Consider the following 15930-nt stretch of genomic DNA (forward strand, 5'->3'; position numbering starts at 1 on the left):
AGAGGAAACGTACGTACGCAAGTCTCCCACGTAAACACACCATCAGGAGCTGTTGTGGTCGCTTACCTAGACGCCGCGGCAACCACTCGGGTTGACCCCCGGGTAGCGGAGGTTGTGCTGCACTGGATGGTCGAGGAGTTCGGCAATGCCGGCAGCCGGACTCATGCATGGGGCACCAGCGCTAAGAGGGTTGTCGCCCGTGCCAGGGAGTCGATCGCCCAGCACCTCGGTGCCAGGCCAGATGAGCTGATCTTCACCAGCGGCGCCACCGAGTCCAACAACATCGCGTTGCTCGGGCTTGCGCCGTACGGCGAACACCATGGTCGACGCCACATCATCAGCTCCGCGATTGAGCATAAGGCCGTGCTCGAGCCTCTGGAGCACCTGCAATCACGTGGATTTGAGGTTGACCTCATTACCCCTGGGGCATCGGGGCGAGTGCCGGTTGAAGCGGTGCTAGAGCGACTGCGTCCGGACACGCTTCTGGTCTCCCTCATGCACGTCAACAACGAGACCGGCGTGATCCAACCCGTAGCTGAGCTAGCCGAACGACTCCGTGAGACACCGACGTACTTCCACGTCGACGCCGCTCAGGGCTTCGCCAAGTTCCCCGCTGACTTGCAGGCCCCGATAGATCTCATCAGCTTCAGCGGGCACAAGACCGGAGCCCCAAAGGGCATAGGCGGTCTGCTCACCCGGCGCCGAGGCAGGGCTACCGTCCCGTTGACCCCCCTGATGTACGGCGGGGGCCAGGAACGGAAACTCCGCCCCGGCACCCTGCCTGTTCCACTTGTAGCCGGGCTTGCCAAGGCCCTCGAGGTCTTCGAGGCTGACCGCGTGAAGTGGCTCGCAGAGGCCGAAGATTTCCGCGGCCGGCTCCTAACCGCGCTTAGCAGGACCAAGTACCGCCTCAACGGGGATCAGGACCACGTCGTCCCGCACATCGTCAGTCTCTCCTTCGAGGGAGTAGACGCCGAGGCGCTGATTTTGCAGTTGCAGGACTATGCTGCGGTCGCTACAGGGTCAGCGTGTACCAGCGCCTCCTACACGCCTAGCCATGTTCTGGCGGCAATGGGGTTGCCCGAAGAGGAGGCCGGCAACGGTCTACGTCTCTCATGGTTCCCAAGCCAAGCCCAAGAGCTGGATCTCGACGGGTTTGTGAACGTAATCGCCGACTTCCAGGCCAACGCGACAATTTAACGGCGCCGAATCAGACGATGTCCCCGGAGCGTCCTGCCACATCGGACAAGCTCGGCTTCCCAACCCTCTTCCGTTCCGATGAGGTGAGGGTTCGCATACAGCCCCGCCCGGAGTTCGCTCTCGGTCAGCCGTCGGTACTTGGGCACATCCGGGTCATCTGAGTGTAGGAACTCATGCTTGCGGTGGAGCAACGGCCGGTTCGTGGACTCCTCGTACGACAGGTACGAGATTTTCAGCGTGCTGAGATCCACCAGATAGGAGGACCTCAGCCGGGGGTGGGGGTCGGCATCGAACTCTGGATAGTCCAGCCAGCTGACCCCGCGCCCCTGGTGCCGGAGCTTGGCGATCGTCCACTCCAGGGGGCGCCCCGCCGCGACTGAGGCACAGTGTTCATAGAGCCTGAGCACCACCGGCATCGCGTCGATCGCTCGCCTGTGCACGTAAAGCGCGGTTGGAGTCACCTTGCCGACCTTGGATCCGTTCATGGCTCCCCGGACGTACGCATCGTCGCGAAGCTTGAGCAGCAACCGATCGGACCGTCGGCACGCCTCCTTATAGGAGCTGAAGAACGCCCGCACATCCAATTGGACGGAGAGCGGAAGGCAGCCGAACGGTCCGCGCCCGTTGAAGAGCTCTACGCCTAGGAAGAGCAATGTTGTCAGCGTGGAGCGCTTGGCTCCCTCAGCGACCTTTTCTGGGTCGACAGAGCTTCTGACGAGGCGCTGCAGCTCCGAGGCACTCAGGTGCGCCAGGAGCTCAGCCATCTGCGTGGGCATTTCTTCCACCCGGGGGACCCTGCCACGCTGCTCGGTGTGGTCGACTACCGCCGCAATCGCGGATGCGGCGTCGCCGGAGACGAGCCAGGTGATGTCTGGCGCGATCCGCCGGGCCAGGTAACTGAGACGTTCCTCGTCCTGTTTGAAGGCGTACACAATGCCCGGCGCCGCCGAGACACAGCGCACTCCCGTGGTGTCTTCCACGTAGCTGCGCAGTTCGTTAGGGCCGAACAGGTGCTGGAACGTCCGGCGGCTCGTCAGTACCCCGTCCCCGAACTCGGCACCCTTGACTTTGGTCTTTTCCCACGTCAACCGGGTGGACACGACAAGCGCCTTGCCCGCCAGTTCCCAGGCCCGCATCAGGGTACGGCGGCGCTCCCCGGGGTCCTCAATGATGTTGAGGACGTATGTGAGGAGCACGACGTCCGCCGGGCCAAGGTTGCCGCCGGGATTGAAGTGCGGGTCCCACCCCGACGCCTCGATCTCCATCTGCCTGAGTGCATGGACATCATCGCCACGCCCGCACCCATAGTCGAGGACCGAGCGCTCAGGAGTGATCTGCTGGTCGACGACAGCCTGACGAGCGGGCGTGGAAAGCCCGGTCCTGCTGATCGCGGTGAGGCGACGCTCGGTCTCCCAGGCGCCGCCCGTCTGCTGTGCGAGGGTCACTCCCCCATCATGGGGTCGTGAAGTCCGGTGGGCTGAAGAACTGGTCGAGAACCAAGGGAAGGTCTGATTCCTTCCGGGTACGGCCGGCCTGACGAACCATCTCAAGCAGGATGTCCATGACCCGGGACTTGCTGGCGTTGATCTCCCCCTGAATGTGGTTGAGTCCGCCGTTGGCGTACCCCTCGAAGATCGCCACCCGCTCGCCGAGTCGCTCCTCGCTGAGGATGCTGGGATCTCCCGGGTGCCTGAGGACGCCGAGGGAGTCGATGAAAGCTTCGGCGGTGGCGTACCGCCGGAAGACCTCGTATCGAATGGGCTCCCCCGCCTCGGTGAACTCTTCCCACCTGTCGTTGGCGAAGCCCACCGAGGCGGCGAACAACATCGTCGTGGCCATACTGGGGAACGGGCCGTCACCATCCTTCATCAGCTGCTGAATCAACTTCTCATGCGCCTTCGGGCGCCGGACCCGCTGCTCGCTGAGGGTGGTCGTCATGCCGTCACCTCAGTGATCTCCGCGCCGTCGAAGGACGAGCCCACCACCTGGTACGGGTAATCTCTTCCGTCCACGCTGATCTTCTCTGTGACGTCTACGAGGTCGCTCTTGGTGGTGTGGGTAGTAATGATGTACTGCTTGCCGATCCGCTGCGCGAGCGCCTCTTCGGCGACTCCATCGGCCTGCGCTTTGCTGGAAAGCACGACCACCTGGGAGGTCATCTCGGGGAGAAACTTGGCGATCTGACGCCGGTAGTCATCATCGAGGTTGCCGAAGACCGCGTCCATTACCACTGGATACTCCCCGCCGACACCGCCGAAGAATGGGTTCGTGTTCGTAGCGGCATCGCGGCACTCTTGAGCGATCGCCCCGACGAAGGAGAGCGAGAGCAGCATGTTCTCGCCGGTTGACTTAGGGGCGGGCATGGTCTCGCCGCCTACCCGCTCCCAGTACTCCAGCTGGAAGTCACTGGTCAGCTCGGGCTCGTAGTTCTTCAGGGACGCCTGCTTGAAAAGGTCCCGGATCCGGGTGTCCAGTCGGCGGCGGATGCTGTCCGAGAGCAGTTCGAGGATCTGCTTCAAGGCGTTCTCCGTATCGCGGATCACGGTGATGCGACGCTGGATGCGTTGGTTGTTCTCGTCCTTGACCTGGAGCTTGTCGACCTGCTCTTCCTTCTGCTTCTTCTGGGCGGCGAGGAGCTCCAGGTGCTCGTCGATGCCGCCGAGCCGACGACTGGTCTCGCTCAGCCTGTCGATCAACTTCCCGCGGTTGACCTCAATCGCGTTGATGTCCTCCTGAGGAAGCTTCTTGAGCTCGATGGAGACCTCGTTAAGCTGATCCATGAGGCTGCGTTCCTTGTCGGACGCCTCCCCGATCAGACGGTCGGCGTCAAACAGCCGCTCGAGCATCGTGGACCGGCGTTCCTCGAGGGTGGCTACGTTTCCACGAAGCTGGTTCCACGCGGCTTCGACCTCCGCCAGTCCCGCCTTGGCGCGCCAGGTCTCCAGCGCGGCACGCTCCAAGGAGCCCTTTGGAAGGTGCGTCCCGCAGATACAGGCCCCCTCCGTGAGGAGGTCCTCGATGAAGGTGCGCTTCAGTGGCGCCGGCAGCTGCCCCTTTTCCCGGAGCGCGTCACATGCTGCGATGATCTGTTGGGGCAGTTCGGGCAGGAACGCTAGGTAGCCCGATCCCGCGAGAACACGAGCTCGGTCTTCCTCGAGTTTTCGAAGCGAGGCATGGACGCTCTCCCGCTCTTGCTCGAGCCGCTCGCGCTCTTGTTGTAATTGCTTCGCACCGTCGAGCGTTTTGAGACGGGCGGAGAGCAGGTCAATCTCGTCCTTCAGATGCTGGACCTCGGTCCTGAGGGACTCCTTCTCCTGCTTCTTCTCCTCGGTCTCCTTGAGGATCGCGTCGATCTCGCCGGTGAGGCGCCCGGCCTGCTCGCCGTCCGCGTCCTTGGACTTCAACTGGTGCCGCAGCTTGTTGGCCGCCAGCGGAAGGTGCTTCAGCGCGCGCTCCAACTGCTCCAGGCCGAGGAGCGTCTTGATGGCGTGCTGGATCTCCGCGTAGGCCTCCTTGCGGACTAGCTGCTCAATACGCTCACCGTTCACAAAGAAGAACCGGCTCAGCCGCTCGGGGAGGATCTTGTCGATGTGTCCCTGGGCGCTCTCCAGCTCCCTGGTGAAACCTCTGTCATCTCGCTCACGCAGGGTGAGCTGCGGCTTGGGGAGCTTCTGATCGGGCCCCTGCTTCTCGGCCATGAGGTGACGACGGGCGGTATACACGCGACCCTCGTGCTCGAACTCGGCCTCCACCGACATCTCGATCTGGCTGCCGACAGGCGCGTCTTGCCAGACCCGATTGTTGATCAGCCGCTCCTGCTGCTCGACGTCAGAGCTGAGCTTGCTGTAGAGCGCCCAGGTGAAGGCGTTGAGGAGGGTCGTCTTACCACCGCCATTGGTCCCGTAGACGAGCGTGACGTTGTGCCCAGACTCCTGCGCGAATGAGAGACGGTGTCTCCCGCCGTACGGTCGGAAGTTCTCGAGTTCGATGGACAGGAGCTTCACTTAACGATGCCCTCGACCTTCCGGATAATCTGGTCACTCACAGTGCGAGCTGCGGCCGTGTCCTTGAGGTGGAGGCTTTCCTTCTCCAAGGTCAGGACGTCCACGACGAGGCGTTTCGCCTCATTGCTCAGCTCTGCGTAGATACGACCCACGATTTCGCGTTCGTCCTGGTCGCTCACTCTTCGTTCTCCACCCTTCACACGTCGAGGAGCTGGTAATAGTCGCGCAGATCCCTCAATTGTGCTAGAGCCTCGCCGTGATTATCCGCGTATCCGGCAAATTCTACGCATCGAGCGAGCTCTCTACGGAAGAGCGCACGCTCGGTCTCGAACAGCGCCGGGTCTTGTGGAGGTGCGACCACGAAGTCGATGACCTCCGCGGTCGTCTTGCCAGGTGCCCGTCTGAGGATCCTGCCGCGACGCTGGATGAACTGCCTCGGATTCATGCTGCTGGCCAGCATGTAAGCGACGCGGGCATCCGGTAGGTCAACCCCTTCATCGAGGCACTTCATAGAGACCAAGACCTGCAGGTCGCGTCCTGTCGCGAACGCACGCAGCAGACCCTGGCGTTCCCGCTTATCCTCACGAGAGGTGAATGGGTGTGCCTTGAGTCCCATCTGGTGGCCGACTAGCTCCATGACCTGCTCGACCTGCCGAGGGCCTGTGCCACCTTCGGGAAGAGGCACCCCGCCCTCAGCACAGTAAATGAGCTGGAACCAGCTCTCTCGGTGCCGCTCCAATGCCTCCTTGAGCGCCGGCAGCTTCGCGCGGGCGTGACCCAGGACCTTGGCCCGCTTACTCAACAGCAACCCGAGCGGCGAAGAGTCATCATCAGCCACGGATTCCGGGTCTCGCAATCGGATTAAGGCTCCGATCTTGATGGTGAGCTCGGTGTATTGCTCGACCTCGTCCTCGGCAAGAGGGACGAGGATCGGGTAGTAGCGGTACCTCGTCAGCGCGCCGACGTCGATGGCCTCCTTCAAGCCCAGCTCGATGAGGGTGTCCCCGAAGTAGTCTTTCAACGCGTCCGTTCCCAGCGGGTCAAACCAGCGCTCGGGCGTTGCCGAGAGAGCGAGTCGGAACTGAGCGTGCTCGGGGAGCAAGGAGCGCAGGTGCTCAGCCCCCAGATGGTGTGCTTCATCGGCGACCACGAGCAGCGGTAGGTCGATGCCGCTCAGAACTCTCTGGAAGGCTGCCCCCTGGAAGGTCTTGTTCGTAACCACCAGCGTGACGCTGCCCCGCCCCTTCGCGCGGAGTGCAGCGAGAGCATTGCGTAGGGCCGGCTCCCATGACTTGGCGGCATCGCGGCACTTGATCGGCACAATACCGAAGTTCCGGAGCTCTACGGACCACTGCTCAGCGAGGTCAAGCAGGGGGACGACGATTACGGTTACAAGAGAACCATTGCGAGCATGGAGCTGTCGGCCGATCTGGTCGAGGGCCGCCAGCGCGGTGATTGTCTTTCCAGTGCCGGTCGCCATCTGGCACATGCCACGGCCGTTGGCACTGAGCCATTTGGCGATGGCAGTCTTCTGGTAGTCCCGCAGTTCGATGCCGCGCGGTAGCCGGGCCCAGCCAAGAGTGGTCAGGTCCTCCGAAACCACGAGCGGACGGGGCTCGCAACCGCTGTCTTCCGGCGGAGTTGTGAGTGCCCGTTCACCGAGGGCGACGAAGCGCTCGCGAGCCACAGCCGGGAAGTCCAGTACCTCGAGCCGAGGTGTGCGTCCAGCCCAGAGCTCGTCGAAGTCCGTACGAAGCCTGCCGACCCGGCCTCTGTCGCTCTCAAGCCACGACTTGAACACCTGGATGGATTCGAAGTTGTCAAGGAAGGCGGATCCGGTCTCGTTCATGGAGCCGGTAAAGGCCAGTTCGTCGCCGTACTGGTCGGAGATCAGGCCGATCTTCTCGTGGTAAAGCGCGAGCCCCTCGCGCCCGTGGACGATGGCGATCTTAATGTCCAGGGTGCCCTGCGCGACAAGCTGGCCCAGCAGTCCTAGTCCGGTGAGCTCCCGCGCCGGACGGTCCGTGTTGGGGTCCAGCTCGCGGATGACCGCTTTGGCGATCACTTCACGGTAGGCATATCCGGACCGGATTTCCTCGATGTCACCTTCGGTGAGGTGGGGGCTTGCGATCAGTCGCATTCGCCCCTCATTGCCCTGAAAGCTTTCCAGCCCGCGGGCGACGAGAGCCAGCGCCTTGCTGCTGAAGTAGCCAACGGCTCGGTCGTACCGGTTCGCGTGTGAGAGGCAAGGGACGTAAAACTCACTCACGATGTTGCTGCGGTTGCTGCGGTAGCTGTCCTCGATTTCGAGGCTTCGAAGCATGTCTGCCATTACCGACCGCCCAGGGCTGCGAAGAAGTCACCCAGGTCGGGGACGGCATCCTCCGGTCGCGTCATATCACGCACGGTGTACGCCTCCACTACTTCGGCTAGCTCGAGGTCGCCCCGGGATCGCAACGTTGTGACTAGCGCCTGCCACGAGGTCTCTTCAGGGAGCATGAGTGCGCTGGCAACGGCCATGCGAAGGCCCTCTCCGGTCAAGCCGCGGGGGACACCGGTGCAGATGGCGATTTCGTCATCCTCGCCCTTATTCCATCCCCGGACCAACCGGGTTCGGACGGCGCCCTGCTCTGTCGGCGCTAGCCAGAGAACGTCACCTTCTTTCGCGTCGAGCCGTACGGCGAGCGGACGGAGGCTGCCAAGTTGTGGCTGCGCCGCTGTCCAGGAGACTCGGATGTCCTGACCGAGAGCAGGAAAGATGCGTTCTGTTCCCTCGTCGACTTGGAAGAGGAGCATGGCACCCACAGGCGCGGTTAGTCCCGACCCGCGAAGCAGCTCTCTTCCCACGTCGACACGGAACCACCACTGCGCCTTGTGGAAGAAGCAGCGTCGGGTCTGCGCGGGTGTTGCCATCACACGCCGCGCACGCTCAGATCCTGCACTTCCCTGTCCCGCAAGGCTGATCCATCCGTCCCTGCGGGTGAACTCCTTCTGGGTCGCGTAGGCTCGGACGCTAAGTGGTGAGACCCCGAATTGCTCCACGAGTTCGTCCACGACGGCGGAAAGCAGGGCGCGCCCGCCGCCCCGCTCGATCCGCTGCACGATCTCCTCGCGGATGCCCTCATAAGTTTCGAGCTGCCATTCTGGTAGGCCGAAGGAGTTCGGCCCCACCCGGACAATCCTCTCGTCGTCTAAGAGCCGATTCCGGAGCGAGCGGATGGCGTCGAGCCCGAGAAGCGCAGCGATCTCTTCCGTTTGCAGTGGATGCCCTGCTTGACGTAGAACCGCTATGGCCAGTTCTGGTTGGGAGGCCGTCTTTCGTGCAACCAGCCCTCCGATCCTGCGCAGGCCGCAGGACTCCAACCACTGGGCCCACTGCTGATCGTCCAGCAAGGCTTGATTCCGGAAGGCGTCGAGACCGGACCCTGCAGCAGCGCGAACTGTCTCGTCCCGCAGATCCGGCAGCGGTCGTGTTGCCAGCCACTCTTTCTCCACGTAAAGCTTGGGAAGCAGCACTCCGAGAAGGTTGCCGAGACTCGTCCCCAAGGAATGAATCTCCTCTACGAGCTGTGGGACTCTTTGCATCAGAGTGGCCAAGTTGATCAATGTGGGGACGGTGGACTTCACCTCTGCCTCGAGTGTCTCCAGGCGCCATCGCACTGCCGTGCCCTGCCGCCAGGTTTCGAAGTCCTCGACGAGCCTCTTCTCGACCTGCCGGATCCGCTCCCGGCTAACCCCGAACTCTTTCCCTAGGTCGTCAAGAGTTTGGTCACGGCAGATCACCCGATGCATCAGCGTCGCCTGCTGACGCTCGTCGAGCTGTGAGACCCATAGCTCAAGCAGATCCGTGAGCGTCATATCGGGGTCGACTCCAGCTTTGTCGAGGACGTCGCCATCTGTGGCGCCGTCGTCGTCTAAGGCTGTGAAAATGAGGGCTTGCAAGATGTCTTCGACCACGTCTCCGCCGCTTCCCTGCAGATCCCAAAGATCCTGCACAGACAGCGACGCAAGATGAGAGGCAGTAGCAAGACCGCTCCCGCTCAGCACACCTACGGAGCGAATCAACCGGCATCGTGGCCGAATGTCACGACGATCCGGACCCTCTACACCTAGGAGACGGCCCAGAGATGCCAGGCTCTCGCTTGTCGCGAGTTGTTTCGCCCCCCGGTTTACTAAAAGGTGCCGGTCCTCGGGAGTCGGCGACTCGCTAAGTTCCATGATTAACGCAGCGTGGAGGGGATCCGCGTACTTCAAATCCCGCAGACTCGCGTCGGCTGCGGTCAGAAGAAGAGCAGTGAGGATGTCTGTGACGCTCCGCGGACCGCAGTTCCTAAGCTCCCGGAGCTCTGGCACGGAGACCTTCAGCACCGATGAGAGCTTGGAGAAGCCAGCGACCCGCAAGATGTTACGCGCTCGGACTGTGGCGCACCGACGGCTGACGTCGAGAGATGGAAGAAGATCTACTTCCAAGAGGACGCCGATTGGGTCGCCGGTCGCCACCTGGCCCAGACGCAGAGCCCAGGTAGCAGCTCGTGCAGCGCGCGCGTCCCGGTCGGAGGTTGCCCGGAGCTCCTCCAAGACACCACCGAAGACCACCTATGCCTCCTCCTTGGACCTCATTGACGTCCCATGTCTATCAGGACTTGGCGACAGATCTCAGGGTCGCTCTCGATCCTGCTAGGGATAACCGCCCAAAGATCGAATCCTCGATGCCGCCCTCCGCTTCGCACCCCAAGAGGAGATCTACATTTACGAATCGAATTGCAGATAAAGGTCATTTATCGGGGCATAATCCCCAGGACATTCCATTGTGATCATGCTGCTCAGGTTGGGTGCAGGAGGCGGGAGGTCCGGAGAAGTTGGGGGTTAGATGAGCTCATACGGCTGACCTCTGGCCCGCCCACAGTGATGACGCTAAGGTACTTGTCTGCAGAGGAGGGCCTCCTGTGCTGCAGGTAAACCTCAGCGACGCCAAACCTGTCTACGGCAGACTTGGTCACATGTCGTCCTCAAGAACCCCCTCCGTCGGCGACTCCATTCGCACCCACCGGGTACGGGCCAAGGTGTCCCTGAGGCAGCTAGCTGAGCGCGCCGGGATCTCCAATCCCTACCTCAGCCAGATCGAACGCGGCTTGCGGACGCCGAGCAGAGAGATCATCGACAAGATCGCCAAAGCGTTGGGCACCACAGCGCAGATGCTTCTGATGGAGACCGAAGCCGGGGAGAACCGTTCGGTATCCGGAGTCATGGCTGCACTGCAGGCCGACGAGATCCTGGACGCCCGCCAGCGACGGATCTTGATCGAACTATACGAGTCGTTTTGTCGTGCGAACCAGACCCTTGCACACGGTGTTCCCGGGGAAGGTGCGGCGGTGCCGACCAGGAGCGACTGGGTAGGCGATACCTTGTTCGACCTGGCCGATGTGGGCAAGGGCGCTGAAGCTGATCAAGTCGAGGTGCCCTCCGCTACAGCTGCTATGGATGAAAGTGCCGAACCGCACCTACAGGATTTCCTCGAGGTACTGATGCCAGGATTGCCGTGGTCATCGTGAGAACGTAATAGGCGCATCGCTCGCCGCAAGCGGCCTCATTTGGCAATTTGGTGTTCGGGGTTTTCCGGACAGTTGGCTTGTGGGCGCGTTTGGCCCGGACAGTGGTTAGTCGGCGTCGGGGTGGGCGGCTTTGCGGGTGCTGGTCCGGTGGTCGAGGGCGGTGGGGTTCATGCCGGACTCCCAGGCCACCGCGGGGATGGGCCCGTCCAGAACCATGCGAACGGCTTCCTCCCTGAACTTGGGTGAGGACTGCCTGCAGTGTATCGTCACGTGCTTACCTTTTCGGGCTCTCTGTCAGGTTATGTTCCTGACCGTCCGGAAACTGTTAAGCACCCCAAGGCCGACGTCGGACCAGCGCAGGTTGAGCAGCCATACCTGCTCACCGGATGCCTGACTAGAGCTAGGCCGACTATCGATCAAGTTGACTTCATCGCGATCCTCTACGCATTCGACCGACGTACATCTACATTGCGACTCCACCGGCCGAGATCTCCATATTGCAACCTCTGAAATATCTCGATGCTTGATACATCGCGCACTGTTCGTCAAGACAAGATGATCAGACAGGCCGGACCCCGCAAGCTCAGGACATTTCTACACATACAGGGCATCGCTGGACATAAATGCGTGGCCTACATGACCTCGCGTCAATCGACTCATGACGCTAACATAACCAGCATCATCCTCTACTAGCAGGAGAGCCATGTACTTCCGCTATCCCGCCTGCCTGATGCGGCAAACGCCTGAGGCGAAACCGCTCATTCTCTTCTCGGCTCCGGCAACGGAAATCGAGCAATGGGCAGGTGTTCCCCAGCGGCAGCGACTCCATGGTGAGGAAACGGTTGGCTTTCAACGAGAAGAAAACCCCTCTCGTGTCACCGAGATTTCAGCTTTCTTTGACAATCCACACAACATTGTCCAGAACCCACTACTTGGCGCTCTCCAAAGCGCACAGTCAGTTACTTTTGTATCCGTCGATGAAGACCAAAGTGTTGGTCACATAGTCATCGAATACGAAAGTCTCGATGAGCTTAAACTTTTGGATCTTCTTAAGCGACTCCGTGACCGACTAGAGGAACGTCTGCCAGGACTCCTGAGCGCTTCCATCCCGCAAGGTCGGTATCAGAGAACTCTGGCAGAGGCAGCTAAAGAGCATGGAATTCCGCACGATCCCGACGTTGATCTGGATGGGATGGACAGTGACGATGATTTCGATCCGTCGACCGATGATCCGGAAGACATCTCGGGTATCTTGCTCGCCGAAGAAACCAGAATAGTCGACTTCTACATAGAGATTCGGGCCCGTATTGCTGTACTGGAGAAATTCCCAGCAGAGGAAGACCCCGAATCAATAGTGGGTTTTACGAAAGAAGCCGTAAAATCATACCTTCTTCCGATAGTCCTGGTAGACGGACAGCATCGTCTTCGCGGAGCAGTTAGAGCGGCCCGGGCGTCGCTCGAGACACCTGTTGGGAAGACGAGGCTAATGGAGGCCATCTTTGGCAAAGATAGCGCCGACCTTGACGATATTGACCCTGACTCGCTTGCCAGTACTCTTATTAAAAATAACGATAGGTGGCTCCCCGTATCACTTCTGATGGATGACAGGCCCAGTGAACATGTTTTCCAATTCGTTGTAGTCAATCAGAAAGCAACCCCTATGGGAAAGGCTCTTCTAGGTACGATCGTCTCAACGAGTTTGAGTAAAGAGGAACTCGAGCCAGTCGCTCAACGCCTTATAGAGGCTAAAATACAGCTCGATGACTCACGTGCGGTCGCCTATCTGACTCGTGCCGAAGAGAGCCCATTTAAAGGACTGGTCCAAACTGGAATTGCCGGTGACAACTCAGAGCATCTGCAATGGACGGTGCTTAAGAGTCTCGTCCAGATCTTCCGTGAACTAATAGGCGGGAAACTATATGGTCAGAAGAACGACTATGCAAAAAAGTGGCGACGCGAATTCCTTCCTCAAAGCGATCTCGTATCAGAGGGGGATGCGGACGAGGCCAAGTTTAAGATCTGGAGTCAGGTGGACGGGCCATGGCGTACCGTCTTTATCAGATTTTTCACGCTCGTAAGAGATAAATTTGGCGTCATTGATGATATGCAAGCGCCGAACGCATGGGGAAGTAGTAGAGGCAACCTCTTCAATATGGTTAGCCTCACTATATTGACAGCCGACTACTTCGAATACCTGTGCATGCGGAAAAAGACACTTAATCACATTGCCGATGTCGACGCAACATTCGAGGATTGGCTCGATGGAGTTAAGGAGTCCTATTTTGCACGCGAATGGCCGCTACCTACGGGCATGAAGAAAGATCAGCGGCCCGTTAAAGTGAAGTGGGCATCGCTTTGGTCCGAATATCGGCGCGATCCTTCTGCCGGGCTTCCCAAAGTCATCGAATACGTTCCTAAGTAGAAGTTATGCAATCGAACCAAGTGCGAGGTTTCCTCCGTTCTTTGGAAGAGCTTGATAAGAATCGGTGGGATCGTGAAGCACTCCAGGAGTTCGCAAAACTCAAGGTGCCTCACCACATGCTTGGGCCGAAACAGTTACTACTAGAAGTCGATGTAACTGTACTCCACGCCTGGTGGTTTATCGAAAGCGTAGCTGATCTAGCTATTTATGTACATGATGAAAATAAGCATATCTTGCACCTGGGAATAGATGTCGTCCGTGAGATCCGGCGACGCTACTCGGCGCTCCCACTCGATGAGGTTAAGCAGCTGGCCGAAACAATTACGGAGATAGCGTGGGGAGAGGTCCTTCAGCGGCGTGCGAGAAAGAGACACAACATCGCTCTTGCCGACAGGAGACTACTTTGGTCTAACGCACAGCCGGACCCTCGGTGCTACCTTTGTGGCTACCAGTTTTCTCCTCAGGCCGGCGCCCGGCTTGTCCGTTCAGGAACTGCGCCTATCCCAGAACCGCCGTTCGTGGATTTCACCCGGCCGCGTGGCCTCAACCTTCGGGATCTTAGGATAGAGGTAGATCACGTCCGGCCTGTCACGGCAGGAGGTTTAACTGACATCAGTAACCTTAGGCTAGCTTGTGGCTGGTGCAATCGCGTTAAGAGCAAATATGGCAGCTTGTATGATGTTGGTTCGTGGGCTTTTGGAAAAATCCTAAATCCTCATCTTGGATGGGTTACAGTTCCTCAACCCTTCTGGGTATTACGTCTCGTCAGTATGATTGGCCGCTGCGAAGAAGCATCTGGCTGTACTGCTACATTGAACACCCATGAACTGTTTGCCGGGCCGCAGAATGCTCGTGGTGCGCTTAATCCAGCCAACTTTGCTGTCTACTGCTCTGACCACGACCCATGGTCTTATGAGAGATATATATCGCTTTCTACTGCGAGGTCGCGTATTTGAAGCTTAGGGTCCGAAGAAGTTCCGGAAAGAAGAAAAATTACCACTCCTGCTACGTCTAGTCGTCAAATTAAAACACAAGCCACGCCTATGAATACCTCAAGAACCAGCGCTGAACGCTGGCTCGGGTTGCCGACCTTATCCCGGTCTTGTTCCGCGCCCGTTATACCTTGCGCGGGGTGTCGTATCTGCTGCACCGTCTCGGCTGGAGTCCGCAGATCCCGTCAGTAAGCCGTTGAGCGCAGAGAGGGTGATTAACTCGCGGGTCGCCAAGGAATGGCCGGTGATAAAAGGTCGGCGCTCGACCTGAGCGTCTGGCTGCGTTGGGCCGACGAGTGTGGGCAGAGCCTGAGACCGCCCAGGGCGGCCATCTGGATGCCGCGCGGCCGTACTCCGGTGGTGACGCGACGGCAAAGGGGTACAGGCGAGGGCGCTGGCTGGGCTGGCGTGTACTAAGCCGGGTTAGCGTACCCGGCTGATGTACCCGGCCTGAGTTCGGCGCAGGCAGCTGGGTGAGGTCAGGAGTTTTGGGCTGCACAGTTCGCGGCGTTACTGGATACCTCGCACGCTTACTGGGCGGGCCCGCTTGCGGGTGGGGTGGACGACGACCGCCGTCGGTTGCGTCTACGGAGGCGATGTACAGCAGCCGTGTACAGCAACACCGCCTTACGTGATCACACTTCGCCAGCCTGTATCCGCCGTCCGACCAGCGTGTGAGCCCACGGATCTGGGGCCTGCCATTCCCTACGGATCAGAAGGTTAGGGATTCGAGTCCTCCCTTGACCGCGCAGCAGGTCAGAGGCCCTCCAGGATCACCCTAGAGGGCCTTCTTCATGTTCATACGGCAGTGTCATCTTCTGAGCGGCTGGTTGTGGGGTCGCTCGCTCAGGCACCGTAGCTGTCGTCAGGGGCTCCGATCGGGATGGGTGGGCAGTCGTGCGGATTGATTGACGCGGCGGCGTTCTCCAGGAGTAGTTCGTCCTTGTCGTCGGCTCGGAAAGTGAAGACGACGTCTGAGGGAATGGTCTGCAGGTAGACCCCTTCGGGAAATTGGTAAGGAGCCGGTCGCCAACGGCAATTGGTGGCGTCCAGGGCTTCGGTGATCTGTCGGTAGGTCATGTGGCCGGGGAAGGACGTGATCGTGTTCGTTCGGGGGTTGAGTAGTTCGATGGGATTGTGCCAGGTCTGGATGCTGAACGAGATTATGAGGCGGCAGCGGCAGACACACAGTTCGATGTCGCCGTAGGCGAACAGATGGGGCCATCGGGTGCGTTTGCTGATCCGGCTGCTGTCCCATGGCGGACCGAGGACTGCGGCGATGTCAGGTAGGGACGCGCCGCACCGTAGCGGTCCGATTCTCCCTGTTGCCCCGAAGCCGGCCATCACTTCCAACGGCATCATGTGGGGAGCCTGCCAGTCGGTGTGCTTCGGCGTCCTCAGTATTAACTGGGTGATGGGCGCGGGCATATGCGAAGGGCCCGGATTTCCGAGGGTTTGCGCTGGTCGCTAACGGTCACCATGGTCGGAGTCGAGGCTGGCATTCAGCCGATCGAGTGCCTTCGGTGACGTGGTCTGTGCGTAGATGTTCATCATCAAGACCTGTGAGTGCCGCAGAAGCACATCGCGACGCCGGGGCGGACGTCGAGGGGGGCCAGGAGCGAGACGCAGGTGCGTCGGGTGTCGTGGATGCGGATCGTCAGCACGCCCGGGCCCCAAGGGTCCGGTTGATGATTGGCGAAGACGGGGTCGGAGCGCGGGCATCCTCCCGCGCATGCTGGTCGTACACGTTGGTGATTTGT

Annotated in this window: 12 protein-coding genes; 5 read left to right on the forward strand and 7 right to left on the reverse strand. The window is 60.2% G+C overall.

Annotation, left to right across the window (positions count from 1 at the left end; genetic code table 11):
• Positions 1–54: 54 nt before the first annotated feature.
• Complete coding sequence (dndA, locus tag FHS44_RS22405; RefSeq protein ID WP_184717667.1) at positions 55–1200, forward strand: cysteine desulfurase DndA; 1146 nt, start codon at positions 55–57, stop codon at positions 1198–1200.
• On the opposite strand, the gene FHS44_RS22410 is transcribed toward dndA, so the two are convergent.
• The 6 genes from FHS44_RS22410 to FHS44_RS41075 are packed head-to-tail and all read right to left on the reverse strand — an operon-like array spanning position 1197 to position 9800.
• Entirely contained in the window at positions 1197–2645 is a 1449-nt protein-coding gene (locus tag FHS44_RS22410; RefSeq protein ID WP_184717669.1) for a DNA phosphorothioation-associated putative methyltransferase, read from the reverse strand. The two genes, dndA and FHS44_RS22410, sit on opposite strands and share 4 nt — an antisense overlap.
• Before the next feature lie 7 nt (positions 2646–2652).
• Positions 2653–3138 carry a DNA phosphorothioation-associated protein 4 gene (locus FHS44_RS22415; protein ID WP_184717671.1) on the reverse strand — a complete coding sequence of 162 codons (486 nt, stop codon included), beginning with the start codon at positions 3136–3138 and terminating at the stop codon, positions 2653–2655.
• The gene (locus FHS44_RS22420; protein WP_184717673.1) at positions 3135–5204 is read right to left on the reverse strand and encodes an AAA family ATPase; all 2070 of its coding nucleotides are present in this window, start codon (positions 5202–5204) and stop codon (positions 3135–3137) included. The genes FHS44_RS22415 and FHS44_RS22420 overlap by 4 nt, the downstream gene beginning before the upstream one ends.
• Positions 5201–5383 (reverse strand): hypothetical protein, encoded by a 183-nt coding sequence (locus tag FHS44_RS22425; RefSeq protein ID WP_184717675.1) that lies wholly within the window; start codon positions 5381–5383, stop codon positions 5201–5203. The genes FHS44_RS22420 and FHS44_RS22425 overlap by 4 nt, the downstream gene beginning before the upstream one ends.
• Before the next feature lie 17 nt (positions 5384–5400).
• Entirely contained in the window at positions 5401–7536 is a 2136-nt protein-coding gene (locus tag FHS44_RS22430; RefSeq protein WP_184717678.1) for a DEAD/DEAH box helicase family protein, read from the reverse strand.
• Complete coding sequence (locus tag FHS44_RS41075) at positions 7536–9800, reverse strand: sigma factor-like helix-turn-helix DNA-binding protein (protein WP_184717680.1); 2265 nt, start codon at positions 9798–9800, stop codon at positions 7536–7538. Before FHS44_RS41075 ends, FHS44_RS22430 begins: the two co-directional genes overlap by 1 nt.
• 350 nt (positions 9801–10150) lie before the next feature.
• Between FHS44_RS41075 and FHS44_RS22440 the strand changes: the two genes are divergently transcribed.
• From FHS44_RS22440 to FHS44_RS42740, 4 genes are all read left to right on the forward strand, one after another.
• On the forward strand, positions 10151–10756 hold the full coding sequence (locus tag FHS44_RS22440) for a helix-turn-helix domain-containing protein (protein WP_312863768.1): 606 nt from the start codon (positions 10151–10153) through the stop codon (positions 10754–10756).
• 703 nt (positions 10757–11459) lie between these two features.
• Positions 11460–13178: a ParB N-terminal domain-containing protein gene (locus FHS44_RS22445; RefSeq protein WP_184717682.1), complete on the forward strand. Its 1719-nt coding sequence runs from the start codon at positions 11460–11462 to the stop codon at positions 13176–13178.
• Positions 13179–13219: 41 nt separating this feature from the next.
• Entirely contained in the window at positions 13220–14134 is a 915-nt protein-coding gene (locus tag FHS44_RS22450; protein WP_184717684.1) for an HNH endonuclease, read from the forward strand.
• A 116-nt stretch (positions 14135–14250) separates the two neighbouring features.
• Entirely contained in the window at positions 14251–14370 is a 120-nt protein-coding gene (locus FHS44_RS42740) for a helix-turn-helix domain-containing protein (protein ID WP_446697305.1), read from the forward strand.
• 646 nt (positions 14371–15016) lie between these two features.
• Here the strand turns inward: FHS44_RS42740 and FHS44_RS22460 are convergent.
• Positions 15017–15532: a hypothetical protein gene (locus FHS44_RS22460; protein ID WP_184717686.1), complete on the reverse strand. Its 516-nt coding sequence runs from the start codon at positions 15530–15532 to the stop codon at positions 15017–15019.
• Positions 15533–15930: the final 398 nt, after the last annotated feature.

This window comes from Streptosporangium saharense (assembly GCF_014203715.1).
GTDB lineage: Bacteria > Actinomycetota > Actinomycetes > Streptosporangiales > Streptosporangiaceae > Streptosporangium > Streptosporangium saharense.

Coding starts and splice junctions, on each gene's coding strand:
- FHS44_RS22430 (WP_184717678.1), bottom strand. CDS start 7,536: ATGGCAGACATGCTTCGAAGCCTCGAAATCGAGGACAGCTACCGCAGC.
- FHS44_RS22415 (WP_184717671.1), bottom strand. CDS start 3,138: ATGACGACCACCCTCAGCGAGCAGCGGGTCCGGCGCCCGAAGGCGCAT.
- FHS44_RS22445 (WP_184717682.1), top strand. CDS start 11,460: ATGTACTTCCGCTATCCCGCCTGCCTGATGCGGCAAACGCCTGAGGCG.
- FHS44_RS22460 (WP_184717686.1), bottom strand. CDS start 15,532: ATGATGCCGTTGGAAGTGATGGCCGGCTTCGGGGCAACAGGGAGAATC.